We start from the raw sequence: 25,993 nt of genomic DNA on the forward strand, positions 1-25,993 counted from the left end.
GGCCTATATCCCTTTGCTAAGTTCACATGGCCATCACGTCAACGGCACCCGCCGACGACATAACTCCACGAACTGCAAAGGGATTTGTCCCACATGCCAACGAAGCGATTGTTTGCTGCCGCTGCGCTTGCTGGTGCACTGCTCACGTCCCTTCCGCTTTTCGCCGAGCCGCTCAACGGCCAGGCCAATACGCCGACTGCCACGCTCGCTCCCAACCTGATGGGTCAGCTCGCCGTATTCGCACCGGCGGCCAGCCTCACGCAGGCGGCGCTCCCGGCTCAGCCGGTGCAGGCCAAGTCCAAGCCCTCGGGCTGGGCCATCGAAGAAGACGATCTGGATGCCGACGGCATGCCGGGCGATGGCGTGGACAACGTCGCCTCGCTCGCCAACGACACGTCCGATCTGCGCAAGACCCTGATCAGCCTGGCCATGAAGCTGCGTGACATCCGTTACGTGCGTGGCGGTCGTGATCCCTCCACCGGTTTCGATTGCAGCGGCTTTGTGCGCTACGTGTTCGCCCACGCCGTGGGCCTGGACCTGCCGACCAATTCCGCCTCGCAGTTCCTCGCCGGCCTCAAGGTCAACCGCGGCGACATGAAGCCGGGCGACCTGGTGTTCTTCCGTACCGCGGGCAAGCGTGGCCAGGGTCGCATTTCGCACGTGGGCATCTACATCGCCAACGGCCAGTTCATCCATTCGCCGTCGCGTGGCAAGACCGTGCGCGTGGACAGCCTCGACGAGTCCTACTGGGCCAAGCGTTTCGCCGGCGCCAAGCGTCCCGACGCACTTGCCCGCAGCAGCTGATCATCCAGCGTGTCCGTCAGTCAGAGGCCGCCCGATGGGCGGCCTTTTTTTGTGCCCGGCTTCAATGGCCCAGCGCTTGGAGCTGGTCCGACTCCACGATGCGCACGCCTTCGCCGGACGTCTTGGCGAGCCGCAGCATCGCGCAGGCCACGGTGGAGGCCTCGATGCCTCGCCAGCGGCCGGGCAGGATGCGTGAGAAGGGCGCGGCGAACGCCTCGCCCAGGCGTGGCTTGTGCCGCGCGCCAAGCAGCAATGACGGGCGCACGATGGTGAGTTGCGGCCAATTCTGCTTCTGCAGGGCCAGCTCCAGTTCGCCCTTGGTGCGGTTGTAGAACAGGCGCGAGGCCGGGTTGGCGCCCAGCGCGCTGATCACCACGTAATGGCGTGCGCCCAGCGCGAGCGCATGCTTGCCCAGCATCAGCGGCAGGTCGTAATCCACCATGCGAAAGGCTTCGCGCGAGCCGGCCTGCCGGATGGTGGTGCCCAGGCAGCAGAACACCGTGTCGACCGGACCCTGAAGCTGGCAGATCAGATGGCTGACCATGCCCACCGGGTTTTCCAGCTTGGGATGCGGGCTGAGCGGATGGCGGGTCGGGGCGACCACGCGCTCCACCTCCGGATCATCCAGGAGCAGCGCAAGCACCCACTGGCCGGTGAGTCCGGTCGCGCCCGCTATGTGCACCTGGCGTGGTGAAGCACTCATGGCGGCATTCTACGGCGGGGGAAGTTGTGTTGCCGTTGGAGGGCGTGTTCAAAGCCCGCGCATGCTTTGCGGCCGCTGGTAATCGCTGCCGGGCTTCCATTGCGGATAGCTGTCTTCCATCGACAGCCGGCTTCCCACCATGAACAGTGCGCGGGCATCCTCCACGGTGCCTGAGAGATCCCGGCGCGGGTTGTAGCGATCGAGCGACGCCGGGACGCCGTAGTCCGTGCCCGCATCCGGTTGGGCGGCGGCCGAGCGCACGTACAGCACGGGCACGCCGGCACGCGCGAAGCTCAGCTGGTCGGAGCGGAAGAACAGCCCCTTTTCCGGCTCGACGTCAGGCATGACCTTGCGTCGTTGGCTATGCGCCGCGTCAGCCAGGTAGTCATCGAGTTGCGACTGGCCAAAGCCAATGACCGCCAGTGCGCTGGCCGGGCCGTCCGTGGGCAGCAGGTCGAGGTTGATATCGGCCACCGTACTGGACAGCGGCACCAGCGGATGCCGGACGTAGTAGCGCGCACCGATGAGCCCGGTCTCGTCGAGCGTGGTGGCGATGAAGAGCAAGGAACGATGCGGCTTGGGCGCACGATGCGCGAACGCCTCGGCGATCTCCAGCAGGCCCGCGAGGCCGGCGACATTGTCCATCGTGCCTTGCGGTGCTTCACCGGTGGCGGGCACGTGATCCCAATGGGCGGAATACACGATCACCTCGCCAGGGCGCTTGTTGCCGTCGAGGCGTGCGACGACGTTGTGCGATTCGCCCCGGCGGATCGTGCTGTCGAAGGCGACGCCGAGCGTGGCATGCAGTGGCAGGGGTTTGAAGGCACGCTCCGCCGCCTGCTTCTTCAGCGCATCGAAGTCGGCCCCCGCGAGGGCGAACAGTTGCCGTGCGGCAGCGGCGGTGAGCCAGCCCGCCACGGGCAGGCGTTGCCCGCCTTCGTCGGCCATCGGCAGATCGGGTCGGGCGATCGACCAGCCGTCTTGCACGACGGACCAGGGGTAACCCGCGTCGTCCGTGTCGTGCACGATGAAGGCGGCGGCCGCCCCCTTTCTCGCGGCTTCTTCCAGCTTGTAGGTCCAGCGGCCGAAGTAGGTGAATTCCCGGCCCTTGAACAGCCGCGGATCCTGGCGGGCCCAGCCGGGATCGTTGACCAGGATGACGACGGTCTTGCCCTTCACGTCGATGCCGGCGTAGTCGTCCCACTGTTCGCCCGGCGCATCGATGCCGTAGCCCACGAAGACCAGCGGCGATGCCTCCAGCGCGGAGTGCGGCTGCTCCGCCAGGGTACCGACCACCATGTCCTTGCCGAAGGCCAGCTCGGCCGTGCCGCGCTCCCCCTGGATAGAAAGCTTGACCTGCTCCGGGTGCTGCAGCGTCGCCGACACATAAGGCACCGCCTGCAGCCAGTCGCCGTTGTTGCCGGGCGCCAGGCCAATGCGCGTGAACTGCTGGATGAGATAACGCGTCGTGCGTTGCTCGGCCTCGCCGCCCACCGTGCGGCCGAGCAGTTCGTCCGAGGAAAGCGCCTTCATGTGCTGGGCGACGTCATCGAGCACGATGCCCGGCGAGAAGGCCGCATCCGAAGACGACGCATCCGCCGTGCCGTTGTTTGTCTGATGATGCTGGCATGCGCTCAGCGCGATGCCCAACAGCAACATCATCCATGGGCGACGCATAGTGGTTCCTGGGCGGTACGGGACGCACAATCTAGCGTGTCGTCCGCCTGCTTCAAACGTCCCGAAAGGCACACGTGCATCTTGCGGCGGATCGCAAGAAATTACCGATAATTCCAGGGCTTGCGCGCAGCTTGCGTGGTCGATGCCGCCGTGGCGGCCGCGGCGATGCGCCATCGCGGGGCATGACGGCGCGGAACCGGCGAACAGTGGCATGCGCCCCTCAAATAGACGTCCATATGCCTTCGCCTGGCGGAGGCGCGCCGATCGCACTCGTCGTGCCGAAAGCCCGGTGCCGTGTTCGGAAGCCGACCTCGCCGGATACGACGATGCACGAATCGCCATCCTCATTTCGCGCGAAAGGCGCGGTTCCCGGAGAGCGTGAGCGTGGCGGCCGCGTCCCGCTGCGGTTACGCTTGCCGGAACCGCCTCCCCGAAGTGCCCCCGATGCCGTTTGACCTGCCTGCCGTCACGCGCAACCTCCTGATCGCCAACGTGGCGGTCTTCCTGTTGCAACAGGTGATGGGCGATACCCTGATCCTGCATTTCGCCCTATGGCCCTGGGGCCCCGATCGCGTGGCCCAGCTGCCGGAAGGCCTGGTATCGATCGGCTTCCGTCCCTGGCAGCTGGTGTCCTATGCCTTCATGCACGGCAGCACCCTGCACCTGTTTTCCAACATGCTCGCGCTGTTCATGTTTGGCGGGCAGATCGAGCGCGTGTTCGGGCCGCGCAATTTCATCGTGTACTACTTCGTCTGCCTGTTGATGGCGGCGCTTGCGCAGCTGGCAGTGGTGCAGTGGTTTACCGGCGGGTTCTACCCGACGCTGGGCGCTTCGGGCGCGATCTTCGGCATCCTGCTCGCCTTCGGCATGCTGTTCCCGCACGAGAAGATGATGCTGATCTTCCTGCCCATCCCGATTTCAGCCTGGCTGTTCGTCACCTTGTACGCACTGTTTGAACTGGTGCTTGGCGTCACCGGCACGCAGTCGGGCATCGCGCATTTCGCCCACTTGGGCGGCATGCTGGGTGGCTTCCTGCTGATCCAGTACTGGCGCGGCAAGTTGCCGGTCAAGCCGAGGCGACAGCTCTGGCGTTAAGACAACGCCCGATGGGTATCGACGCCGTCGCGATGTACGGAAGGCATCACCCCATCGCTGGAGATTCAAATACGTTGGGGCCAGGCGGCGATGCTCCTCCCGCATCGCCTTAACCATTCCACGCATTCATCCGATCGTTCATGACACAGCATCTCCAGCGCCGCCTCACGCCGCGCCACATCACCTTCATGGCGCTTGGCATGGCCATCGGCGCCGGCCTGTTCCTGGGCTCTGCCGATGCCATCAAGCTCGCGGGCCCGTCGGTTCTTTTTGCCTATATGGTCGGCGGCGTGATGATCTTCATCATCATGCGCGCGCTGGGCGAGATGACCGTGCACGATCCCGTGGCGGGTTCCTTCAGCGTGTATGCGCAGCGCTATCTCGGCTCGTTCGCCGGCTATCTCACCGGTTGGAATTACTGGTTGCTGATGGTGGGTGTCGGCATGGCCGAAGCCACCGCCGTGGGCGCCTATATGCAGGTCTGGTTTCCCGATTGGCCGCGCTGGGTCTGGGTGCTGGGCAGCGTGCTGATGATCGGCGGGCTCAACTTGCTGAGCGTGCGGATCTACGGCGAGATGGAGTTCTGGTTCACCCTGGTGAAGGTGGTGACCGTGCTGGCCATGATCGTCGGCGGCCTGGCCATCATCTTCCTTGGCTGGGGCAATGGCGGGCAGCCGACCGGCCTCTCGAACCTGTGGTCGCATGGCGGCTGGTTTCCGCACGGCGTGATGGGCATGGTGCTGGCGCTGCCGGTGGTGGTGTTCTCTTTCGGTGGCGTGGAAACCGTGGGCATCGCGGCGGGCGAGGCTGCGCAGCCGGAACGCACCATCCCGCGTGCGGTGAATTCGGTGCTGTGGCGCATCCTGATCTTCTACGTCGGCGCGCTCTTCGTGATCATGGCGATCTACCCGTGGACCGGCCTGGGTGAACACGGCAGCCCCTTCGTCACCACATTCGCGAAGCTGGGCATTCCACAGGCGGCCGGACTGATCAACTTCGTGGTGATCACGGCAGCCTTGTCGGGCTTCAACAGCACCACCTTCAGCGGCAGCCGCATGCTGTACAGCCTCGCCACCAAGGGGCAGGCGCCATCGGTGCTGGGTACGGTCAACGCGCATGGCGTGCCGCTGCGCGCGATCCTCGCGACGCTGGCGGTGCTGCTTTTGGCCGTGCTGCTCAACTACCTGCTGCCGGCCAAGGTGTTCGGCATGATGATGTCGATCCTGTCGTTCAACACCGTGTGGACCTGGACCATGGTGCTGCTGGCGCACTACAGCTTCCGTCGCCGCATGCGCCTGAAGGGCGAGGCGCCGGCGGGATTCAGGCTGCGCTGGTGGCCGTTTACCCCCCTGTGTGCCTTGCCTTCTTTGCTTTCGTATTGGTGATGCTGGGCGTGAGCCCGGATACGCGCGTGGCGCTTTATGTCGGCGTGGCGTGGATTGCGCTGCTCAGCGTGGCGTACAGGCTGTGTGGCGTGCACGACCGCATGGCGGCGCTGCCGGCGGCGGCCTGACGTGCCGTTCTGTTTGTAGGAGAGCACGCTGTGCGCGACCGTCGTTCGCGCCAGTCCCCGTGCCCGTCATCCCGGCCTTCGCCGGGATGACGGACAGGAAGAACCGAGGCGAAAGGACTCGCGCACTGGGTACACGCCTGCAGTGAAGGGGTCAGCGCAGGGCGAGGAAGTCGGGGCTGACCACGAAACGCACGGCGTCCAGGCGCAGCCGTGATTCCGGCAGCGCCTTGAGCAAGGCGCTGCGCTCGTCGGCGATCGCGCCGATTTCCGATTCGCTGATGGCCGGGTTGACGGCACGCAATCCGATCAGGCGCGACAGCTCGGCATCGAGTGCACCGGTAGCCTGGTTCACCGCTTCCGTGACGCTGGCCTGCGAACGCTCCTGCGCGATCGCCTCGGCCTTCTCCAGCATGGGCGGCACCAGCTTGGCGAGGAACTTGCGGTAGCGGGCGACTTCGATCGTGCGATCGGCCGCCTTGCGCAGCGCCACTTCACTGGGACGGAAGTCCGCACGCTCGGCAAGACGCGTGTCGACCGTCACCATGACCGGCTGGGTCGGCAGGAAGCGCTCCGCATCGAGACGACGGTCCGCCACGCATTCGAGCAGGAATACGGCCTGCAGCAGCGCGCTGCGCGGCGGCAATGCATCGTCGACCAGGAACGCGGCGTTACCCTGCTCGTTGGACAGCGTGAGATCGAGCGCGCCTTGCACCATCGGGTGGTCGAGGCGAAGCAGCGGCAGTTCCTCGCGGGCGAGCGCCACCTCGCGAGCGAAAGTGACGGCCTGAGGGCCCTCGGCGAAACCGGGCAGGGCATCGGTGGAGAGGTACTGCGGATCGAGCAACAACACCTTGCCGCCCAGCTCCTCGGTATGGATGCCGAACCGCTCGAGCAGTGCCTGGATGAAACCATCACGGCTGGGGTCGTGGTCCTCGCGGGTGAACGCCTGCTGCAGCTCGTCCGCGTGAAGATCCCGGCTGGCCGCCAGTTCGAGCAGATGGTCGCGGCCGTCGCGGATCAAGGCGGCCATTTCCTCGTGTGCGCCCCGCGTTTCCGCGAGCAGCACGTCGAGTTCCTGGTCGCGATTGTCATCGTCGCGCGCATGCTCGTCGGCGAGGCGGGCGAGCGATTCGCCAAAACGGCGCAACAGCTCGCGGCCGTCGGCCGGGCTGGACCGGAACGCATCCACGCCTTCGTCGTACCAGCGAGCCAGCACGTGCTGCGCGCTGTCGGCCACGGCGAGGATATGGATGCTGATGTCGTGCTGCTGGCCGATGCGGTCCAGGCGGCCGATGCGCTGCTCCAGCAGGTCCGGGTCGAGCGGAAGGTCCCACAGGACCAGGCGATGCGCGAACTGGAAGTTGCGACCTTCCGAACCGATCTCCGAACACAGCAGCAGGCGCGCGCCGTCGGGCTGGGCGAAGTACGCCGCGTTGCGATCGCGCTGCACGATGCCGAGGCCTTCGTGGAAGCGCGCCACGCCGACGCCGCTGCGCGTGCGCAGGGCTTCTTCGAGCGCGAGTACCTTGGCCTGGCTGCGGCAGATCAGCAGGAATTTGTCCTGTGGATGCGCGTCGAGGAGGTTGACCAGCGCGTCCAGGCGCGGGTCGTTCGCATAGTCGACTTCGATGGCCGGCATCGGCTGCTGGATGTCCGCGTGGAATTCGGCGAGCAGCGTCTGTCGGCGATCGTCGCTCAGCGAGTCGGCATCGAGCAGGTGCCATACCGGCAGGCGCTTGGGAAAGCCGCCGATGCTCGCGCGGCGATTGCGGAACATGGCGCGGCCGGTGCCGTGGCGGTCGATCAGCGCAGCGAGGATCTCGCGCATGTTCTCCGGCTTGGCCGTGTCGGCCAGGCGGGCGAGCAAGGCTTCATCGCCGGCAAAGGCTTCCTGCAGGATGGCGCGCTGCGTGTCGTCCAATGCCTGGTTCTCAAGCAGCCGGTCGGCGATCTTCGAGAGGTTGTGGAACTTGTCCGACTCGGACAGATAGACGTCCAGGTCGTGATAGCGCTGCGGATCGAGCAGGCGCAGTCGCGCGAAGTGGCCGCTGCGGCCCAGCTGTTCCGGCGTCGCGGTGAGCAGGATGATGCCCGGCGTGGCGGCGGCGAGCTTCTCCACCAGCGTGTAGCGCGGGCTCGCGGCTTCGGGGGTCCAGGCCAGGTGATGCGCCTCGTCGACCACCAGCAGGTCCCACGGCGCATCCAGCAGCTGCTGCGCGCGTCGCGGCGACTGCTCGAGGAAGCTGAAGTCGGCGATGACCAGCTGTTCGTCCTCGAACGGATTGCGCCCGTCGCCTGATTGCTCCAGCGCCTCGCAGCGCTCCTCGTCGTAGATGGCGAAGCTGAGGTTGAAGCGGCGCAGCAGCTCCACGAACCACTGGTAGACCAGCGTGTCGGGCAGCAGGATCAGGGCGCGCTCGGCACGGCCGGTGGCGAGCTGGCGGGCAAGGATCATGCCCGCTTCGATGGTTTTGCCCAGGCCGACTTCATCGGCCAGCAGCACGCGGGGAGGGCGACGCGCGGAGGCGATGCCCGCCACGCGCAACTGGTGCGGCACCAGCCCGATGCGGGAGGCGCCCAGGCCCCATGCCGGCGAACGGCGGGCGTCGGCGCGGCGGCGCAGGCCTTCCAGGCGCAGTTCGAAATGCGATGCCGGGTCGGTGCGCCCGCCGATCAGGCGATCATCAGCCTGGCTGACGCTCTGCTCGTCGTCGAGCTGGCCTTCTTCCAGTTCGCGCCCCTCGCCGCGATAGATCAGCAGGTCTTCGCGGATTTCCACGCGCTCGACCAGGAAGGCGATGCCCTTGCCGGCCACGCGCTGGCCAGGACGGAACTCCGCTCGCACCAGCGGTGCCGAGTCGACGGCGTAGGGGCGCAGCACCCCCGCCTTCGCAAACAGCACCTGCACGCCGCGCCCTTCGACGCGCAGCACGGTGCCGAGGCCGAGTTCTGGCTCGGCGGTGGAGATCCATCGTTGACCGGGTACGAACATCAGAGGGGCAGCCGCCAGTTACAAGGGCCGCCAATTATCCGCCCAGTGCTTGTCGATGCCTAGAGAAGATGGCCATTCCGTTGATGATCGAAGGGGCCGGCTGCTCGGGGGCGCCGAAAAACAGGGTGGCGCGAGCTCAGGTATCAGCCCACTGCCGCAGCAGGTTGTGATAGACACCGGTCAGCTGCAGCAGGGCCTGTGCATCGGCACCATCGCGCGTCAGGGCCTGGATGGAGGCGTCCAGCTCCAGCAACAGGCGACGGCGCTGGTCGTCACGCACCAGGCTTTGCACCCAGAAGAAGGCCGCAAGCCGCGCGCCGCGGGTCACGGGTGCCACGCGATGCAGGCTGCTGGACGGATAGACGATGACGTCGCCCGCCGGCAGCTTCACTTCGTGCTCGCCGTAGGTGTCGTTGATGATCAGCTCGCCGCCGTCGTACTCGTCCGGATCGGCCAGGAAAAGCGTGCACGACACATCGCTGCGCAGCTGCGCACCGTCCGGCAGCGCCATGACAGCACCGTCCACGTGAAATCCGTATTGACCGCCGCCCTCATAGCGATTGAAGCGCGGCATCAGGGTGCGTTGCGGCAGCGTGGCCGCGTGGTACATCGGATTTCGCGCCAGGGCCGCCAGCACGGCGCGGCCGAGCTCCTCGCGCAGTGGCGAGGCGTCCGGCAGCTGGAGATTGCGCTTGACCTGTGCGCCCTGCGGACCAACGGTTTCGCGGCCGTCGGTCCAGCTTGCGCCGTCCAGGGCGCGCCGGAACCGCGCGACTTCATCGCGCGTCAGGATGTCGGGAATATGCAGCAGCATGACGTGTTCCCCCGAAGCGCGTTTCGTCGGCGCCAGGTCGGCATCAGAAGCGGATGTTGGCGGTGAGCATGGCCGAACGCGGCGAACCTGGCGTGTAACGGTAGCCGCTCTTGTTGATGGCTGCCACGTAGTTCTTGTCGAACAGGTTGTACAGGTTCAACTGCAGGTCCACGTGCTTGTTGAGCGGATAGGACGCCATCGCGTCGAACACCCAATAGGCTTCGGTGTAGGCCGGCGTGCCGATCGCGCCATCCACGCCGCGTTTCATCTCGCCCGAGTAGCGCGCGCCGCCGCCGACGGTGAGGTTGAACGGGAAGTGGTAGGTCGTCCAGCTGGTGAAGGCGGTCTTGGGCGTGTAGGCCAGGTCGGAGGAACCATCGTTGGCCACGGCGGTGCCGCTGACCACGCTGGTATCCATGGTGGTGAAGCCCGCGGTGACGGCCCAGTTTTCGGTGAGCTTGCCCACGGCGCTCAGTTCCACGCCCTGCACGCGCTTCTTGCCGATCTGGTAGTACAGCAGGCTCACGGGATCCTGCACGAGGTCATTGGTGACCGTGGTTCGATACAGCGCGCCGGTCAACACCAGGCGCGAGTCGAGCAGCTCCCACTTGGTGCCCACTTCCGCGGTGCGCGCCTTCTGCGGATCGAGGTTCGGATTGTCGGCGCTGTTGGCGGCGCTGCTCAGCGTGAGCGTGCTGCCGCCCGGCGGTTCCGCGGATACCGCGAAGTTCGCATAGATGCTGCCGTTGGGTGCCGGCTTGTAGAGCACGCCGAGCTTCCAGTTGATGAGGTTGTCGCTCTTTTGCGCATCGACGCCCGGTACCGGGGCACCCGCGGGGAGGCTGCCGCACACCGGCGCGCCGCGCGCACCGCACTGCACCCAGCTGGTGTAGTCGGTGTCGTAATGATCCAGGCGCACGCCGGCATTCACCTGCCAGTGTTCGCCGAACTTCAGCGTGTCGAACACGTAGGCCGAGCCGGTGTTGGTCTTGGCGTTGCTGTAGGCGCCGGTGTGGCCATAGACGAGGCCGGTGACATCCCAGTAGGGGTGGTACAGGTTGGCGGCCGGCCACGTCGTGCCATGGAGTGCGCCGAAGCCTTCGGTGGTGGCCTTTTCCTGCGTCAGCTCGATGCCGCTGTTGAGATTGTGCGTGATCGGGCCGGTATCGAAGTTCGCGTTGAGGCTGGTCTGGTTGGTGATGATGCGGTTCGCCTGGTGCTTGAAGGTCGGATTGCTGCGGGCAATCGTCCAGGTCGATGGATCGTTGATGTCCGGCGTAAGCAGATTCGCCGCGCTGCCCATGAACGAGGTCAGCAGGTAATCCTGCGTGGTGCGTCCCCAGCGCGTCGTGCTGTGCAAGGCGAGGTTGTCGCTGAACTCGTGCTCCACGCGTGCCGTGAACATGTCGGCGGTGACGTGATCGTGGTCGGCGGTGGTGCCGTAGAAATTCGACGAGTCGACCATGGCGGCATCGGTCAACTGCGGGCGCTTCGGATCCGGGCTGCTGTAGCCGGGCAAGCCGATGGTCGGTACGCCGCCATCGGGCACGTTGTTCTGCTTCACGTGCAGGAAGTCGAGATAGACGCGCGTGGGCGTGCCCAGGCCAAAGGCGAGCGTGGGCGCGACGGCCCAGCGGTTGTTTTCCACCTTGTCGCGGCCCGGCACGCCGCTGTCCTGGCCCACCACGTTGAGACGGAAGGCCGCCGTATTGCCGATGGCCTGGTTCCAGTCGGCCGTGGCGCGGCGATGGTCGGCGCTGCCGTAGGAGAGCGATGCGGTGACGCCGTTGTTGAGCTCCGGCTGCTTGCTCACCATGTTGATCGCGCCGGTGGGTGCGGTGCGGCCGTTGTCGGTGCCGGCCGGGCCCTTGGTCACTTCGATTTGCTCGATGTTGAAGACATCGCGCGAAATCGAACCGAGGTCGCGCACGCCATCGACGAAAATGCTGCTCGACGTATCGAAGCCGCGCATGTAGATGCCATCACCGGTCGTGGTGGTGCCGTTCTCGCCGACGTAGAACGTGCCTACGCCAGGGCTGTTGCGCAGCGCCTCGGTAAGCGTGGTTGCGCCTTGCTCCTGGATCAGCTGGCTGCTGATCACGTTGATGGTCTGCGTGGTGTCCAGCAACGGCTGGGTGAATTTGGGCGAAGAGACCTTGTCGATCTTGTAGTCGCTGGCGGTGGTCGCTTCGACGCGCACGCCAGGGAGATTCTTCGTATCCGTCGTGGAGGCGGTGGTGTCCATGACGTTGTCCGCAGCCCTTGCCGGCGCGGCGATCGCCAGGCTCGTCACCAGCGTCGCGGTGGCGGCGCTCAGCGCTGTGCGGGCAACGGGGTGCTTGCGGCTCTTGATGTATGCCATGAATAGCTCGTCGATGATTAAGGGCGAGGGTCAGCAGTCGATGACGGATGACGAGCTGGCGATGGCGGGCTCCAATCCTTCGGTTCCGCGGGCGTCGGTGGGGAGGTGCCGCCGCCGACGCTCGCGAAGATTTGGTGAATGTTATTTTTAATGAGAATGATTTGCAATATTGTCAGCGAGATGTCAGGCCGGGTGCGCCATTGAGTGCCCGTGCCCGGAATGGTTAGCCTCTCGCTCCTGACGACGTCGCGGAGGACGAGACATGCGCATCCTGGTCATTGGTGCTGGCGCCACTGGCGGTTATTTCGGCGGCCGGCTGCTGGAGAGCGGGCAGGACGTCACCTTCCTGGTCCGCGAGGGACGCGCCGCACAGCTCGCGGCGCATGGCCTGGTCATCCGTAGCGGCCTGGGCAACGCTACCCTGGCCAACCCCGCGACGGTGCAGGCGGGTGCATTGCGCGAGGCGTTCGACCTCATCCTGCTGAGCTGCAAGGCCTACCACTTGCCGCAGGTCATCGACGACATGGCGCCGGCCGTCGGGCCGGACACGATGATCGTGCCGTTGCTCAACGGCATGCGGCACCTCGATGCGCTCGATGAGCGTTTCGGCGCGGAGCGCGTGCTCGGCGGGCAGTGCGTGATCGCCGCAACGCTCGACAAGCAAGGGATCGTGCATCACCTCAACCAGTCGCATTCGCTGACGTTCGGCGAGCGCGACGGTTCGCGTTCGCAGCGCGTGGAGCGTGTGCTGGCGGCCATGTCGCAGGTGAAGTTCGAGCCGCGGCTCAGCACGACGATCCTGCAGGACATGTGGGACAAGTGGGTGTTTCTCGCATCGCTCGCAGGCATCACCTGCCTGATGCGGGCACCGGTGGGGGACATCATGGCGGTGACCGGCGGCGAGGCCGCGACGCTGCAACTGCTCGAGGACTGCCGGCGCGTTGCGGCGTTCAACCAGCATGCGCCGTCCGATGCGGTGCTCGCGCGAGCCTGCAGCGTGCTTACCGAAAAGGGCTCGAAGCTGAGCGCGTCGATGATGCGCGACCTCGAACAAGGTGGGCAGATCGAAGCCGATCACGTGATCGGCGACATGCTGGCGCGCGCGGGCGAGGAGGCGGAGTCGCTGACCCTGTTGCGCACGGCTTATGCCCACCTCAAGGCCTACGAGGCGAGGCGCGACGTCCGCGCCTGAGCTTTCCAGCGCGCCTGCGGCACGATGGCAGGGCCCTCGGTAGGGCAGGAAGGCGGCCCCTTGGGCGGCACGCTGTGCGCCATCAGGTTGCGGCGCAGGCCTTGCCCGGGCGTCACCCATGGCTTGCCCTGTTCCGCGCAGCCGGCAGCGTAATCGAACAGCGCGCGCATGTTCGCCTGGTCGAAATCGACGAAGCTGTTTTCGCGATAGTGTCGACGGGAATCGACGCCATCAGGACATGGATGCCCAGTTGCCGGCTGATCGCGATCGTTTCGGCAATCGCCTCGCGCGTCTTGAAGGTGCAGCCGGCGCCGAAGCTGCTGACGGGCAGCGGCAGCGTCTTCAATGGCGTGGTTCGTGGAAAGCGTTGGACCTGGCTGTTGACGGTTATGCAGAGGTTCGCGCCATGCAGCATCGACAGCGTTTCCGGATGCGGTTCGGCGATGAGGGGCGTGGTGAACACCGGCGTGGTCATGCTGCCATCGACGTGCAGCTCGTCGTAATGGTGTCCGTCCTGCACGTGGATCAGCACCGGCGGAAATATGCCTGGCACGGACCGCCGCGTATCGGTATTTCGCCGGTTCATCGCGCACTGGGTGCGCTCCTACAGGGGAGCAATCAACGGCGATCCCTGTTGTAGGAGCCCACCCAGTGGGCGACCGCAGCGCCTGGGCGTTTCGCAGTTCATCGCGCACTGGGCGCGCCCCTACAAGGGAGCAATCAATGGCGATCGATGTTGTAGGAGCCCACCCAGTGGGCGACCGCGGCGCCTGGGCGTTTCGCCGGTTCATCACGCACCGGGCGCGCTCCTGCAGGGGAGCGTTGCTGGCAAAGAAAAAGGCGCCGCGTGGGTACGCGGCGCCTTTGGGTCGGTCACGCGGACCGGCCGGGAGCTACCAGATCTTCACCTGCTTGTCGCCCGAGCGGACCATCGGGTCGGCCGGCTTGCACTGGAACGCGGCGGCGAAGGCTTCCATGTTGGACGGAGCGCCGATCGCGCGCAGCGAGGCGGGGGCGTGCGGATCGGTGTTGAGGCGCAGCAGCGCTTCCTTCTCGCGGATGTTGCCGCGCCACACGCGGGCCCAGTTGAGGAAGAAGCGCTGGTCCTGCGTGTAGCCGTCGATCTTCTCGCCGGCTTCCTGCGGGTTCTTCTTCAGCGCCATCTGCAGCGCGTCGTAGGCCGAGTTGAGGCCGCCGAGGTCGCCGATGTTCTCGCCCAGGGTCAGCTTGCCGTTGACGTGCGTATCCGGCTTGTCCTTGATCGGCGCGTAGTCGTCGAACTGCGCGACCAGCTTGCCGCTGCGCTCGTCGAACTTCTCGCGGTCGGCCTTGGTCCACCAGTTGGCGTTGTTGCCTTCGCCGTCGAACTGGCTGCCTTCGTCGTCGAAGCCGTGGCTGGCTTCGTGGCCGATCACCGCGCCGATGCCGCCGTAGTTGATCGCGTCGTCGCCGTTGGCGTAGAAGAACGGCGGCTGCAGGATCGCGGCCGGGAAGTTGATGGTGTTGTCGGTCGGGTTGTAATAGGCGTTGACCGTCTGCGGGGTCATGCCCCACTCGAGGCGGTCGGTGGGCTTGCCGATCTTGTTGAGGTCGTACTGGTAGTTGAACTTGGCGGCGGCCATCACGTTGCCGTAGTAATCGCCCTGCTTGATCTCCAGGCCCGACCAGTCACGCCACTTGTCCGGGTAGCCGATCTTCGGCAGGAAGGTGTTCCACTTGGCGATGGCCTTCTGCTTGGTTTCGTCGCTCATCCAGTCGAGGTTCTCGATGCGCGCCTTGAGGGCGTTGCGCACGTTGTCGACGAGTTCCTTCGCGCGGTCCTTGGCTTCGGGCGTGAACATCTTGGCCACGTACAGCTGGCCCAGCGCTTCGCCCATGGAGCTGTTGACGCCGCCGAGCACGCGCTTCCAACGCGGCTTCTGCTCCGGCTGGCCGGCGAGGGTCTTGCCGTAGAAGTCGAACTTGTTGTCCTGGAACGCCTTGCTGAGGTACGGCGAGGCATCGCTGATGGTGTGGAAGCGCAGGTAGGCCTGCCACTGGTCGACGGGCGCGTTGGCCAGCAGCTTGTCGAACTCGGCCATGAACTTCGGCTGCGACAGCGAGAAGCCCTTGTCGACGGTCACGCCCTGGGCCTTGAAGAAATCTTCCCAGCTGAAGTGCGGGGTGATCTTGTCCGCTTCCTTCACGGTGACGAAGTGGTACTGGTTTTCCGGCGTGCGCATTTCCACCGGCGCCAGCGACGCCTTGGCCAGCTCGGTCTCGAAGGCGAGCACCTGGTCGGCCTGCTTCTTCGCATCGGCCTCGGACACGCCGGTCAGCTGCAGCGCCTGGGCCACGTGGGCCACGTAGGCGTCGCGGATGTCCTTGTACTTGTCGCTGAGGTAGTAGTCCTTGGTCGGCAGGCCCAGGCCGGCCTGTTGCGTGTAGGCGATCTGCATCTTGGCGTTCTTGAAGTCGGCGCCGGAGCCGAACTCGAACACCTGCATGTCGCCCTCGGCGAAGTTCTGCACGAGGTAGTTGGCCACGTCCTTGCTGTTCTTCAGCGCGGCGATGGCGTCGAGCTTGGGCTTGATCGGGTCGAAGCCGGCCTTCTCGATGGCGGCGTCGTCCATGCCCGAGGCGTACAGGTAGCCGATCTTCTGCTCGATCGAACCGGCCTTGGCGTTGGCGGCGTCCTTGGCGGCGGCGTCGACGATGTCGTGCTGCGTGTTGAGGCTGTCCTCGGCCAGCTTGTCGAACGCGCCCCAACGGGTGCGGTCGTTCGGGATCGGGTTGGCGGCGACCCACTTCGCGTTGACGAAACCGTTGAAGTCCTGGCAGGCCTCGGCGTTGTCGCCCAGCTCGGCCACGTCGAACACCTTCGGCGCGGGAGCCGCGGCCGGGGCGGTCGAAGCGGGGGCAGGGGCCTGGGCGGTCTGCTCGGCCTGCTCATGCTTGCCGCAGGCGGTGAGCGACAGGGCCAGGCTGACGGCGAGCGCCAGGGGCTTCAGATACGGTTTGGTCATGGGATTCCCTCTCGTGATTCGCCCAGCGGGCGCTAAGTGATGCCGGCGGCCACGCGCTGCGCAGCGACCGAGTTGGCATTCGTGGCCCGTCAGGCTAGGCCGGAGGTCACGGTGCAGACAGTGTCAAAGGTCAGGGGCGCGTCCCGCAACCAGGTCGAGCCAGGCCCGCGCGGCGGCGGACAGCGTGGCGTCCCGGCGCCAGGCCAGCACCATGTTCCAGCGCAGGTCGTTGCCGGCCAGCGGCAGCGGCACCAGGCCGCTGAGCGAGCGTCCCTCGATCACCAGCCGTGGCAGCAAGGCCACGCCGCCGCCCGCCGCGACCAGCGCCAGGATGAAGTCCACCTGCGCGCTGCGCACGGTTTCCTGCGGCGCCACGCCATGGCGTGCGCAGGCTTCGCGGATCAGGCGGTTCAAGGCGAAGCCTTCCTCGAACAGGATCAGCGGTGCCTGGTCCAGCCATGGGAGACGGAAGCGCCTGGCGCCCGCGCGCGGATGCGACTGCGGGAGCAGGGCGAGCATGGGTTCGTTCCGCACGGGCTGGTGTGCCAACCCATCGCCGACCGGCGTCAGCGTGGCGGCGACTTCGATCTCCCCCGCCAGCACGGCCTGCTCCAGCCGGCGGCTGCCGTGTTCGAGCAGCCGGATGTCGACGTGCGGATACTGCTGGCGATAGCGCGCCAGCAACGGCGCGAACAACACGCTGCTGCCCAGCGGCGGCAAACCCAGGCGCAAGGTGCCTGCCTTCAGGCCGCGCAGCGCGTCGAGTTCCTCGCGCAGGCGCGTGGATCCGGCCAGCATGGCCAGGGCATGGCGGTGGACCACGTCGCCGGCGGAGGTCAGCCGCACGCCGCCGCGTCCGCGTTCGAGCAGCCGCGTCCCCAGTTCGTCTTCCAGCTGGGCAATGGCCTTGCTCAAGGTCGGCTGGCTTGCGTGGGCATGCGCGCTGGCGCGAGCGAAACCGCCATGACGCACCACCTCCACGAAATAACGCAGGCTGCGCAGGTCCATGGATATTCCTATATGGAATGCATTTGATGGAAACAATTCATTTCCATCATAGTTGGGCCGGGATTAGCCTGCACGCATGAACTCCTTGCATGCCCGAATGCGCTGGCTGGCCTGGCGCCGGCCGCTGGTGGCCCGCTGGGCCCAGGTGCTGCTGATCGTGTTGGTGTGGCTGGCCTGCGACCAGCTGAGCCGCCGCCTGCATCTGCCGGTGCCGGGCAGCCTGCTCGCCATGGCCCTGCTGCTGGCGATGCTGCTGGGTGGCGTCGTGCCCGCGGCCAGCCTGCGTCGTGGCGCGGACTGGCTGCTGGCGGACATGCTGCTGTTCTTCATACCCGCCGTGATGGCGGTGTGGCAGCACCTTCCGCTGATGCGCCAGGAAGGCGGGCGCATCCTCGCGGTGATCCTCGTCGGCACCTTGCTGGTGATGGGCACGACGGCCCTGCTGGTCGACCTGATGTTCCGCTGGAGGCTGCGTCGTGCGCGCTGAGTGGCTCTCGCTGTCGTGGCTGGCGCTGACGCTGGGCGGCTATTACGCGCTGAAGCCGGTGTACCGGCGGCATCCGCGCTGGTGGACATCGCCGCTGTTCACGGTGCCTTTGTTGCTTGCCGTGCTCGGCTTGCTGTTGGGCACGGACTATCCGGTGTACATCCGCGACACGCACTGGCTGGTGCTGATGCTGGGCCCGGCCACCGTCGCGTTTGCGTTGCCGGTTTTCCGCCATCGGCAATTGATCCGCACCCACTGGCCGGCGTTGCTGGCGGGCGTGCTGGGCGGCAGCGCGATGGCGATAGGCAGCGCCTGGGGGTTGGCGACGCTGTGCGGGCTCGACGATGCGGTGCGCCGCAGCTTGCTGGCGCGTTCCATCACCACGCCGCTGGCGATGCTGGTGTCGGCTGATATCGGCGGCGTGCCCGAGCTCACCGCGTTGTTCGTGGTGATCACCGGCGTCGCCGGCATCGCACTCGGCGAACTGCTGCTGCGCCATCTGCCGCTGCGTTCCGCCTTGGCGCGCGGCGCCTTGTTCGGCGTCGGCGCGCACGGCGCGGGCACGGCGAAGGCGTACGACGTGGGCAACGAGGAGGGCAGCGTGGCAAGCCTTGCGATGGTGCTTGCCGGCCTGCTCAACGTATTGCTTGCCCCCGCGCTGGCGGCGCTGCTGCGTTGATCGCAGGCAGCGGAAAATCGCAGGAAAATACGCTGCGTTCTGTTATTCGCCTGTCACCTTCGCTGCCTATCGTTCGCGCATCCGGCGCTTGGGGTGACCTGTAACTCGGGCATTCCACAGGGGGGCGCTTCATCGCGACCGTAGGGAGCCTTCCATGCGAAATCACCTCGCAGTCTGCATTGCCGCGTGTGTTCTCAGCCTGTCCGCCGTATCGCTAGCCCAGATTCCCGTGCATGCCGAAGAAGCGACGAATGCTTCGTGGCATCGCGACAAGGACGACCACACGTCCACGCCCATCAAGCACCTGGTGGTGATCTTCCAGGAGAACGTCTCCTACGATCACTACTTCGGCACCTATCCTTATGCCGCCAATGGCCCAGGCGAGCCGACGTTCTATGCGCGGCCGTTCACGCCGAAGGCCAATGGCCTGACCGCGAGCCTGCTCAACCACAACCCGAACCAGCAGAACAGCGCGAACGGCGCGGGCGCGATCAACCCGTTCCGCCTGTCGCGCGCGCAGTCGGCCACCGCCGACCAGGATCACGACTACGGCCCGGAGCAGCAGGCGTTCAACGGCGGCGCCATGGATCTTTTCCCCAAGTACACCGGCACGGGCGAAACGCTGCCGGGTGCGCCGGCCGATGAAAACGGCATCGGCCAGGTGATGGGCTATTACGACGGCAACACGGTCACCGCGCTGTGGAACTACGCGCAGTGGTTCGCGCTGAACGACAACAGCTACAACACCACCTTTGGTCCGTCCACGCCGGGCGCACTGAACCTCATCTCCGGCCAGACCAACGGCATCACGCAGACGCTCAACGGCACCGGCGAGGAGATCGACGACGGGCAGGGTGGCCTTACGTTGATTGGCGATGCCGACCCGATCGGTGACGTGTGCTCCTCGCCCACCGGCAACCAGGTACAGATGAGCGGCCGCAACGTCGGCGACATGCTCAACGATGCGCATGTGACCTGGGGCTTTTTCGAGGGCGGCTTCGACCTGTCGCAGGTCAACGCCAACGGCACCACGGGTTGCAAGCGTTCGACGCTTTCGGCCGTCACCAAGACCACCAAGGCGGATTACATCCCGCACCACCAGCCGTTCCAGTACTACGCCTCGACCGCCAACCCGACGCACGCGCGTCCCACCTCGGTGGCGATGATCGGTCGCCAGGGCGATGCGGCCAACCACCAGTACGACATGGCGGACTTCTACGCCGCGGTACAGGCGGGCAATTTCCCGGCCGTCAGTTTCCTCAAGGCGCCGGGTTACCAGGATGGCCACGCGGGCTACTCCGATCCGCTCGACGAACAGCAGTTCATCGTGCACGTGATCAACTTCCTGCAGCAGCAGCCCGAGTGGCGCGACACCGCCGTGGTCATCGCCTATGACGACTCCGACGGTTGGTACGACCACCAGGCGGCGCCGCGCGTGAACGCGTCGGCGTCGGCGGCGGATGCGCTCGATGGCGCGGGCGTGTGCAAGGCACGCGGTACGCTGGCCGGCACGGACAGCAAGGGCAAGCCGGTGCAGGGTCGTTGCGGCTATGGTCCGCGCCTGCCGCTGCTGGTGGTCTCCCCGTGGGCCCGCAGCAATCACGTCGATCACACGCTGACGGACCAGTCCTCGGTCACCCGCTTCATCGAAGACAATTGGTTGCACGGCAAACGCCTCGGCGGTGGTTCGTTCGACGCGGAAGCCGGCTCGCTGGAGCCCATGTTCGACTTCTTCCAGCCGTTCACCACGCATCGCAAGCTGCTGCTGGACGAACAGACCGGCCAGCCGGTGAAGCCGTCCCTGCCGTGGGACAGCACCTCCGACGGGCACCACGGTTGATCGACTGATCGGCGTGTCATCAGGCGCCCCGGCCATGCCGGGGCGCTCCGTCGTTTCCGCAAGAGGAGCCGTTTGATCGTGCCAGCCTCGCGTCGCCGTTTTCTCCAGGGCATCGGCCTGATGACCGGCACGGGCATGCTGCGGGCCTGGGGCATGCCCATGCGCATGGCCATGCCGAAGAAGAGCACCGGCCTGTGCCAGCACGACATCGCCGACCAGGCCAACGTGCCGCGCCTGCTCGATCCTTCGCGGCTCACGCCGTTTGTCGATCCTCTGCCGTTGCCGCCGAGCCTTCGCGCCTCGCATGGCGAGCCGTTGCGCATCACGATGCGTGAAACCTCACAACGCCTGCACCGCGACCTGCCGCCGACGCGCGTGTGGACATACGGTGGCTGTTTTCCCGGGCCCACCATCGAAGCCCAGCGCGGCAGCGCCCTGAAAGTGGAGTGGATCAATCGCCTGCCGGCCAGGCATTTCCTGCCGATCGATCACCACGTCTGCGGCGCCGAGGCCGATGTGCCCGAGGTGCGCAGCGTCGTTCACGTGCATGGCGCCCGCGTGCCGGCATCGGCCGATGGCTATCCCACGGACTGGTTCGTGCCCGGACAATCGCGCCGGCAGGAGTATCCGAACGCCCAGGACGCCGCGACGCTCTGGTACCACGATCACACCATGGGCATCGAGCGTTTGAACCTGTATGCCGGCATGTTCGGCATGTATCTGCTGCGCGACGAGCATGACTCATCGCTGGGGCTGCCTGCCGGCGAGTTCGAATGGCCATTGGTGCTGAGCGACCGCCTGCTCACGGAAGACGGCCAGTTGTATTACCCCGTGTCGGGCATCAGCGATGCGCCGTGGGTGCCCGAGGTGTTCGGCAACGTCATGCTGGTGAACGGCGCGGTGCTGCCCAAGCTCGACGTGCGCGCGAGACGTTATCGATTCCGCGTGCTCAATGCGGCGAACGGACGATTCTTTCGTCTCAGTCTGCGTAAACAGCGGCCGTTCCTGCAGATCGGCAGCGACCAGGGCCTGCTTGCGGCGCCGGTGACACAAACCAGCCTGTTCCTCGCGCCGGGCGAGCGGGCCGACCTGGTCATCGATTTCGCGGCCATGGCCGGCACCCAGGTCGAGCTGATGAACGACAGCCTGCCGCTGATGCGTTTCGATGTCGGCGTTGCCAAGGACGGCGACGACAGTCGCGTACCGGCCGTGCTGCGTGATGTGCCGCGGATGGCCGAAAGCATGGCAAGCCAGACGCGCGTGCTCAGCATCGACGAGTACGCCGATTGCGTATCGGAACCCATGCTGATGTTGCTCGATGGCAAGCATTGGCAGGATCCCGTCAGCGAAAAGCCCAGGCTGGGCAGCACGGAGATCTGGAGCCTGGTGAATCTCACTGGCGATACGCACCCGATCCATCTGCATCTCGTGCGTTTTCAGATCCTCGACCGGCGCCCGTTCGACGTGAACGCCTACCTCGAATCGAAAACCTTGCGCTATACCGGGCCGGCGCAACCGCCGCCGGCGCATGAAGCCGGCTGGAAGGACACCGCGCAGGTGTATCCCGGCATGGTCACCCGCTACATCATCACCTTCGAAGGCTATACGGGCCGCTATGTGTGGCATTGCCATCTGCTGGAACACGCGTCCAACGAGATGATGCGGCCGTTCGAGGTGGTGGCCTGAGGCCTGACGAGAAGCGAGTCCGTGTAGGAGCGCACCCTGTGCGCGACTGCAACGTGTCAGAACGCCACTGCATGAACTTCAACGCCACCGCCACCGCCCTACGGCCTCTCCTTCGATCGTGCCGAAACTTTATGCGTCGTCCGGACGGCCCTCGCGCAGCGACGCGGGCGGCGCCGGCAAGGTATCCGGAGCCACGGCGCCACCGGAAATGATGAATGCCATGGCCTGGTCCATGGTCCAGTCGGTCGGCGTGAGCTCGTCCACGGCCACCACTTCGAGGTAGCCGCCCGTGGGGTTCGGTGTCGTGGGGATGTAGACGGCCGCCATCTCGCGGCCGGTGCCTTCTTCGGTCATCAGGCGCGTGACGAAGCCGATCACCTTCATGCCCTTGCGGGGAAAGTCAATCAGCACCACGCGTTGCACGCCCGACGGCTTCTGCTGGAGCACGGCCATCAGCTTCTTGGTGCCGCCATAGATGGTCTGCACCAACGGAATGCGCGCCAGCAGCGCGTCGAAGCCATCGATCAACCGCTGGCCGATCACCCGATTGGCGAGCCAGCCAATGACATAGAGCACGACCAGCGTCAGCAACAGCGCGAGCACGAACAGGATGGCGTCGCTATTGAGCGCCGCTTCCGCCTTCGAAGAACGCTGCGAAAAGGAGCCGAGCAAGGTCGTGACCAATGGCGCGCCGATGCCGGCAAGCAGGCTCAGCACGAACTTGAACACCACCCACGTCACCCACAGCGGGATGACAGTGAGCAGGCCGGTGATCAGATAGCGTTTGATGCGAAAGCGCTTCATGGGCAATGCCGGAGCCAAGGGGACACGGCATTGTCCCACGGGGACCAACTTGCGTCTTAGGCGGGACGGCGATCGGGCCGGTGCCGCTCCCAGGCGGGAAGCGTCAGGTACCAGCCGGAACTTCCGCGCGCGCCTTGGGCTTCAGCCGTACATACAACTGCTTGCGCACGCGGGCCACCACCTCGCCGCCCGCGGTCGTCACGTCGACCTCGAACCAGCGCAGCACTTTCTGGCCGTTTGCGGCGGCGACGCGCAATTCATCGACGATGGTCGCGTCGAGCTTGAAGTGCGCATAGACATCTTCGCGGCCTGGCGCCACGAAATCGATGGCGCCTGCCTTGTCCCAGACGAAGTAGTCGCTGCCTAGCTGATGCATGGCCAGCAGCATCCAGAACGGATCGGTCATGGCAAACAGGTTGCCGCCGAACTGGGTGCGCACGTAGTTGCGGTTCCACGGCCGAAGACGCAGCACCACCTTCAACTCGGACCAGTCGGCGGCCACGTACTGCACGCGGATGCTGTTGAAAAGAAACGGCGGCCACAGGTTCATCAGGCGGCGGAAGGTAGAGGCGCGCATACGGAGCGAAGTCGGAGCAGGGGCGCCTAAGATACCCTAAACATACGGATGCGTATGTTTTTTGCCGGCAACCACCCGATCAGAGGGGGGCGACGGCCGGCACGCTGGATATCGTGGGTTGGTCGTGGTCGGCCTCGAAGCCATGGGAGCAATGCGCGGCGCGCGAGGCGGTTGGCTATCCGGTGGTCATGAGGTGCGTGGTCGGCTGGTCGCCGGGGGACTCATACCTTGGTCGAATCCAGGCGCGCAAAGTCGCGGCGCCTTGAGCTCCAGCGCGTTTGGACGCAAGCCGTCGAGCGATGTGCGCAGGGGCCTCGTTTGGGAACCACTGGTGCGCGGCATTACAATGATCGGCTGAAGGCGCGGATGACGCATCGTGTCTTCGCCATGCAAGCGGCGGCGCGCGCAGTGGCGGGTGCGCTCCGCGTGTCGCGAGTTGCGGTCCGCCAAAGGTCACATCCAGGGTTCCCCACATCATGAACAACGCCTACCGCCAATCCCTTCCCGGCACGTCGCTGGACTATTTCGATGCGCGCGCCGCCGTGGAGGCGATCCAGCCGGGTGCCTACGACGCGCTGCCGTATACCTCCCGCGTGCTCGCCGAGAACCTGGTGCGCCGCTGTGACCCGGCGATCCTCGCCGAGTCGCTCAGGCAGATCATCGAGCGCAAGCGCGAGCGCGATTTCCCGTGGTTTCCGGCGCGCGTGGTGTGCCATGACATCCTCGGCCAGACCGCGCTGGTGGACCTGGCCGGCCTGCGCGATGCGATCGCCGAGCGCGGTGGCGACCCCGCCAAGGTGAACCCGGTGGTGCCGGTGCAGTTGATCGTCGACCACTCGCTGGCGGTGGAGTGCGGTGGTTTCGATCCGAATGCGTTCGCGAAGAACCGCGCCATCGAGGATCGCCGCAACGAAGACCGCTTCCACTTCATCAACTGGACCAAGAAGGCGTTCGAGAACGTCGACGTGATCCCGCCGGGCAACGGCATCATGCACCAGATCAACCTGGAGAAGATGTCGCCGGTGATCCAGGTGCAGGACGGGGTGGCTTACCCGGATACCTGCGTGGGCACCGACAGCCATACGCCGCACGTGGATGCGCTGGGCGTCATCGCCATCGGCGTGGGCGGCCTGGAGGCGGAGAACGTGATGCTCGGCCGCGCATCGTGGATGCGCCTGCCCGACATCATCGGCGTGGAGCTCACCGGCAAGCGCCAGAGCGGCATCACCGCCACCGACATCGTGCTGGCGCTCACCGAGTTCCTGCGCAAGGAAAAGGTGGTCGGCGCATACCTTGAGTTCCGCGGCGAGGGCGCCGCCAGCCTCACGCTGGGCGACCGCGCGACCATCTCCAACATGGCGCCGGAATACGGCGCGACCGCGGCGATGTTCTTCATCGACGGCCAGACCATCGACTACCTGCGCCTGACCGGCCGCAGCGATGAGCAGGTCAAGCTGGTGGAAACCTACGCCAAGACCGCGGGGCTTTGGGCCGACACGCTCGCGCATGCACAGTACGAGCGCACGCTGACGTTCGATCTCTCCTCCGTCGTGCGCAACATGGCGGGCCCCTCGAATCCGCACAAGCGCCTGCCGACCTCCGATCTCGCCGCACGTGGCATCGCGGGCGAGTGGACGGAACAACCGGGCCAGATGCCCGACGGTGCGGTGATCATCGCCGCCATCACCAGCTGCACCAACACCAGCAATCCGCGCAACGTGATTGCTGCCGCGCTGCTTGCGCGCAACGCGAATGCGCGCGGCCTCACGCGCAAGCCGTGGGTGAAGAGCTCGCTTGCGCCCGGCTCCAAGGCCGTGCAGCTGTATCTGGAGGAAGCGAACCTGCTGCCGGACCTGGAGAAGCTCGGCTTTGGCATCGTCGCGTTCGCCTGCACCACCTGCAATGGCATGTCCGGTGCGCTTGATCCGGCCATCCAGCAGGAGATCATCGATCGCGACCTGTACGCCACCGCCGTGCTGTCGGGCAACCGCAACTTCGACGGCCGCATCCATCCGTATGCCAAGCAGGCTTTCCTGGCGTCGCCGCCGCTGGTCGTGGCCTACGCCATCGCCGGCACCATCCGCTTCGATATCGAGAAGGATGTGCTCGGCCACGATGCCAACGGCCAGCCGGTCACGCTCAAGGACATCTGGCCGAGCGACGAGGAAATCGATGCGATCGTGTCCGCCAGCGTGAAGCCGGAGCAGTTCCGCAAGGTCTACGAGCCGATGTTCGCGCGTACCGGCCACGCCGGCACCAGCGCCGCGCCGCTGTACGACTGGCGCGCGCAGAGCACGTACATTCGCCGCCCGCCGTACTGGGAAGGCGCGCTCGCCGGTGAGCGTACGCTCAAGGGCATGCGCCCGCTGGCCGTGCTCGGCGACAACATCACCACCGATCATCTGTCGCCGTCGAACGCCATCCTGCCCAACAGCGCCGCCGGCGAATACCTCGCCAAGATGGGCCTGCCGGAAGAGGACTTCAATTCGTACGCGACGCATCGCGGCGACCACCTCACCGCGCAGCGCGCCACCTTCGCCAATCCCACGCTCATCAACGAAATGGCGGTGGTCGATGGCGAGGTGAAGAAGGGTTCACTGGCGCGCGTGGAGCCGGAGGGCAAGGTCATGCGCATGTGGGAAGCCATCGAAACGTACATGGACCGCAAGCAGCCGCTGATCGTGATCGCCGGCGCCGACTACGGCCAGGGCTCGTCGCGCGACTGGGCGGCCAAGGGCGTGCGCCTTGCCGGCGT

At 66.0% G+C, this 25,993-nt stretch carries 19 protein-coding genes; 9 read left to right on the forward strand and 10 right to left on the reverse strand.

The window, feature by feature from the left end; all coding sequences use genetic code 11:
• Positions 1–93: 93 nt before the first annotated feature.
• Positions 94–804, forward strand: a complete 711-nt coding sequence (locus tag JMF82_RS06570) for a C40 family peptidase (RefSeq protein WP_201313725.1) — start codon at positions 94–96, stop codon at positions 802–804.
• Positions 805–865: 61 nt separating this feature from the next.
• Here the strand turns inward: JMF82_RS06570 and JMF82_RS06575 are convergent, their stop codons facing one another.
• Positions 866–1,507 carry an oxidoreductase gene (locus JMF82_RS06575; protein ID WP_201313726.1) on the reverse strand — a complete coding sequence of 214 codons (642 nt, stop codon included), beginning with the start codon at positions 1,505–1,507 and terminating at the stop codon, positions 866–868.
• Between the two features lie 48 nt (positions 1,508–1,555).
• On the reverse strand, positions 1,556–3,184 hold the full coding sequence (locus JMF82_RS06580) for a M28 family peptidase (protein ID WP_201313727.1): 1,629 nt from the start codon (positions 3,182–3,184) through the stop codon (positions 1,556–1,558).
• Between the two features lie 444 nt (positions 3,185–3,628).
• Here JMF82_RS06580 and JMF82_RS06585 point away from each other — a divergent pair, with 444 nt between their 5' ends.
• Positions 3,629–4,279 (forward strand): rhomboid family intramembrane serine protease, encoded by a 651-nt coding sequence (locus JMF82_RS06585; protein ID WP_201313728.1) that lies wholly within the window; start codon positions 3,629–3,631, stop codon positions 4,277–4,279.
• 140 nt (positions 4,280–4,419) lie between these two features.
• Complete coding sequence (locus JMF82_RS06590; RefSeq protein ID WP_236585327.1) at positions 4,420–5,664, forward strand: amino acid permease; 1,245 nt, start codon at positions 4,420–4,422, stop codon at positions 5,662–5,664.
• Between the two features lie 279 nt (positions 5,665–5,943).
• Here the strand turns inward: JMF82_RS06590 and rapA are convergent, their stop codons facing one another.
• From rapA to JMF82_RS06605, 3 genes are all read right to left on the reverse strand, one after another.
• The gene (rapA, locus tag JMF82_RS06595) at positions 5,944–8,784 is read right to left on the reverse strand and encodes an RNA polymerase-associated protein RapA (protein ID WP_201313729.1); all 2,841 of its coding nucleotides are present in this window, start codon (positions 8,782–8,784) and stop codon (positions 5,944–5,946) included.
• Between the two features lie 136 nt (positions 8,785–8,920).
• A complete protein-coding gene (locus JMF82_RS06600) occupies positions 8,921–9,598 on the reverse strand; it encodes a Fe2+-dependent dioxygenase (RefSeq protein WP_201313730.1) in 678 nt (225 codons plus the stop codon).
• 43 nt (positions 9,599–9,641) lie between these two features.
• On the reverse strand, positions 9,642–11,960 hold the full coding sequence (locus JMF82_RS06605) for a catecholate siderophore receptor Fiu (RefSeq protein WP_201313731.1): 2,319 nt from the start codon (positions 11,958–11,960) through the stop codon (positions 9,642–9,644).
• Between the two features lie 262 nt (positions 11,961–12,222).
• Here JMF82_RS06605 and panE point away from each other — a divergent pair, with 262 nt between their 5' ends.
• On the forward strand, positions 12,223–13,152 hold the full coding sequence (gene panE, locus JMF82_RS06610; RefSeq protein ID WP_201313732.1) for a 2-dehydropantoate 2-reductase: 930 nt from the start codon (positions 12,223–12,225) through the stop codon (positions 13,150–13,152).
• Between the two features lie 112 nt (positions 13,153–13,264).
• Here panE and JMF82_RS06615 read toward each other — a convergent pair whose 3' ends face one another.
• The 3 genes from JMF82_RS06615 to JMF82_RS06625 all read right to left on the reverse strand — a co-directional run bounded on the left by JMF82_RS06615 (position 13,265) and on the right by JMF82_RS06625 (position 17,165).
• On the reverse strand, positions 13,265–13,627 hold the full coding sequence (locus tag JMF82_RS06615) for a hypothetical protein (RefSeq protein WP_201313733.1): 363 nt from the start codon (positions 13,625–13,627) through the stop codon (positions 13,265–13,267).
• Positions 13,628–14,045: 418 nt separating this feature from the next.
• Positions 14,046–16,157, reverse strand: a complete 2,112-nt coding sequence (locus JMF82_RS06620; protein ID WP_201313734.1) for a M13-type metalloendopeptidase — start codon at positions 16,155–16,157, stop codon at positions 14,046–14,048.
• 123 nt (positions 16,158–16,280) lie between these two features.
• Positions 16,281–17,165 (reverse strand): LysR family transcriptional regulator, encoded by an 885-nt coding sequence (locus tag JMF82_RS06625; protein ID WP_201313735.1) that lies wholly within the window; start codon positions 17,163–17,165, stop codon positions 16,281–16,283.
• Positions 17,166–17,241: 76 nt separating this feature from the next.
• Between JMF82_RS06625 and JMF82_RS06630 the strand changes: the two genes are divergently transcribed.
• From JMF82_RS06630 to JMF82_RS06645, 4 genes are all read left to right on the forward strand, one after another.
• A complete protein-coding gene (locus JMF82_RS06630; RefSeq protein WP_201313736.1) occupies positions 17,242–17,652 on the forward strand; it encodes a CidA/LrgA family protein in 411 nt (136 codons plus the stop codon).
• On the forward strand, positions 17,642–18,331 hold the full coding sequence (locus JMF82_RS06635) for an LrgB family protein (RefSeq protein WP_236585328.1): 690 nt from the start codon (positions 17,642–17,644) through the stop codon (positions 18,329–18,331). Before JMF82_RS06630 ends, JMF82_RS06635 begins: the two co-directional genes overlap by 11 nt.
• A gap of 154 nt (positions 18,332–18,485) precedes the next feature.
• The gene (locus tag JMF82_RS06640; protein WP_236585329.1) at positions 18,486–20,171 is read left to right on the forward strand and encodes an alkaline phosphatase family protein; all 1,686 of its coding nucleotides are present in this window, start codon (positions 18,486–18,488) and stop codon (positions 20,169–20,171) included.
• A gap of 78 nt (positions 20,172–20,249) precedes the next feature.
• The gene (locus JMF82_RS06645; RefSeq protein ID WP_236585330.1) at positions 20,250–21,857 is read left to right on the forward strand and encodes a multicopper oxidase domain-containing protein; all 1,608 of its coding nucleotides are present in this window, start codon (positions 20,250–20,252) and stop codon (positions 21,855–21,857) included.
• Positions 21,858–21,986: 129 nt separating this feature from the next.
• Here the strand turns inward: JMF82_RS06645 and JMF82_RS06650 are convergent, their stop codons facing one another.
• Positions 21,987–22,661, reverse strand: a complete 675-nt coding sequence (locus tag JMF82_RS06650) for a DUF502 domain-containing protein (protein WP_201313737.1) — start codon at positions 22,659–22,661, stop codon at positions 21,987–21,989.
• 103 nt (positions 22,662–22,764) lie between these two features.
• The gene (locus JMF82_RS06655) at positions 22,765–23,238 is read right to left on the reverse strand and encodes a DUF4442 domain-containing protein (protein ID WP_201313738.1); all 474 of its coding nucleotides are present in this window, start codon (positions 23,236–23,238) and stop codon (positions 22,765–22,767) included.
• Between the two features lie 476 nt (positions 23,239–23,714).
• Between JMF82_RS06655 and acnD the strand changes: the two genes are divergently transcribed.
• The coding region (acnD, locus tag JMF82_RS06660) for a Fe/S-dependent 2-methylisocitrate dehydratase AcnD (protein ID WP_201313739.1) at positions 23,715–25,993 on the forward strand (2,279 nt) is incomplete at its 3' end.

Origin of the sequence: Dyella sp. EPa41, assembly GCF_016586165.1 — a bacterium.
Lineage (GTDB): Bacteria > Pseudomonadota > Gammaproteobacteria > Xanthomonadales > Rhodanobacteraceae > Dyella.

Bases quoted from the DNA above. Each gene is read 5' to 3' on its own strand.
- JMF82_RS06570 (WP_201313725.1), top strand. From the start codon at position 94: ATGCCAACGAAGCGATTGTTTGCTGCCGCTGCGCTTGCTGGTGCACTG.
- JMF82_RS06575 (WP_201313726.1), bottom strand. From the start codon at position 1,507: ATGAGTGCTTCACCACGCCAGGTGCACATAGCGGGCGCGACCGGACTC.
- JMF82_RS06580 (WP_201313727.1), bottom strand. From the start codon at position 3,184: ATGCGTCGCCCATGGATGATGTTGCTGTTGGGCATCGCGCTGAGCGCA.
- JMF82_RS06585 (WP_201313728.1), top strand. From the start codon at position 3,629: ATGCCGTTTGACCTGCCTGCCGTCACGCGCAACCTCCTGATCGCCAAC.
- JMF82_RS06590 (WP_236585327.1), top strand. From the start codon at position 4,420: ATGACACAGCATCTCCAGCGCCGCCTCACGCCGCGCCACATCACCTTC.
- rapA (WP_201313729.1), bottom strand. From the start codon at position 8,784: ATGTTCGTACCCGGTCAACGATGGATCTCCACCGCCGAGCCAGAACTC.
- JMF82_RS06600 (WP_201313730.1), bottom strand. From the start codon at position 9,598: ATGCTGCTGCATATTCCCGACATCCTGACGCGCGATGAAGTCGCGCGG.
- JMF82_RS06605 (WP_201313731.1), bottom strand. From the start codon at position 11,960: ATGGCATACATCAAGAGCCGCAAGCACCCCGTTGCCCGCACAGCGCTG.
- panE (WP_201313732.1), top strand. From the start codon at position 12,223: ATGCGCATCCTGGTCATTGGTGCTGGCGCCACTGGCGGTTATTTCGGC.
- JMF82_RS06615 (WP_201313733.1), bottom strand. From the start codon at position 13,627: ATGACCACGCCGGTGTTCACCACGCCCCTCATCGCCGAACCGCATCCG.
- JMF82_RS06620 (WP_201313734.1), bottom strand. From the start codon at position 16,157: ATGACCAAACCGTATCTGAAGCCCCTGGCGCTCGCCGTCAGCCTGGCC.
- JMF82_RS06625 (WP_201313735.1), bottom strand. From the start codon at position 17,165: ATGGACCTGCGCAGCCTGCGTTATTTCGTGGAGGTGGTGCGTCATGGC.
- JMF82_RS06630 (WP_201313736.1), top strand. From the start codon at position 17,242: ATGAACTCCTTGCATGCCCGAATGCGCTGGCTGGCCTGGCGCCGGCCG.
- JMF82_RS06640 (WP_236585329.1), top strand. From the start codon at position 18,486: ATGCGAAATCACCTCGCAGTCTGCATTGCCGCGTGTGTTCTCAGCCTG.
- JMF82_RS06650 (WP_201313737.1), bottom strand. From the start codon at position 22,661: ATGAAGCGCTTTCGCATCAAACGCTATCTGATCACCGGCCTGCTCACT.
- JMF82_RS06655 (WP_201313738.1), bottom strand. From the start codon at position 23,238: ATGCGCGCCTCTACCTTCCGCCGCCTGATGAACCTGTGGCCGCCGTTT.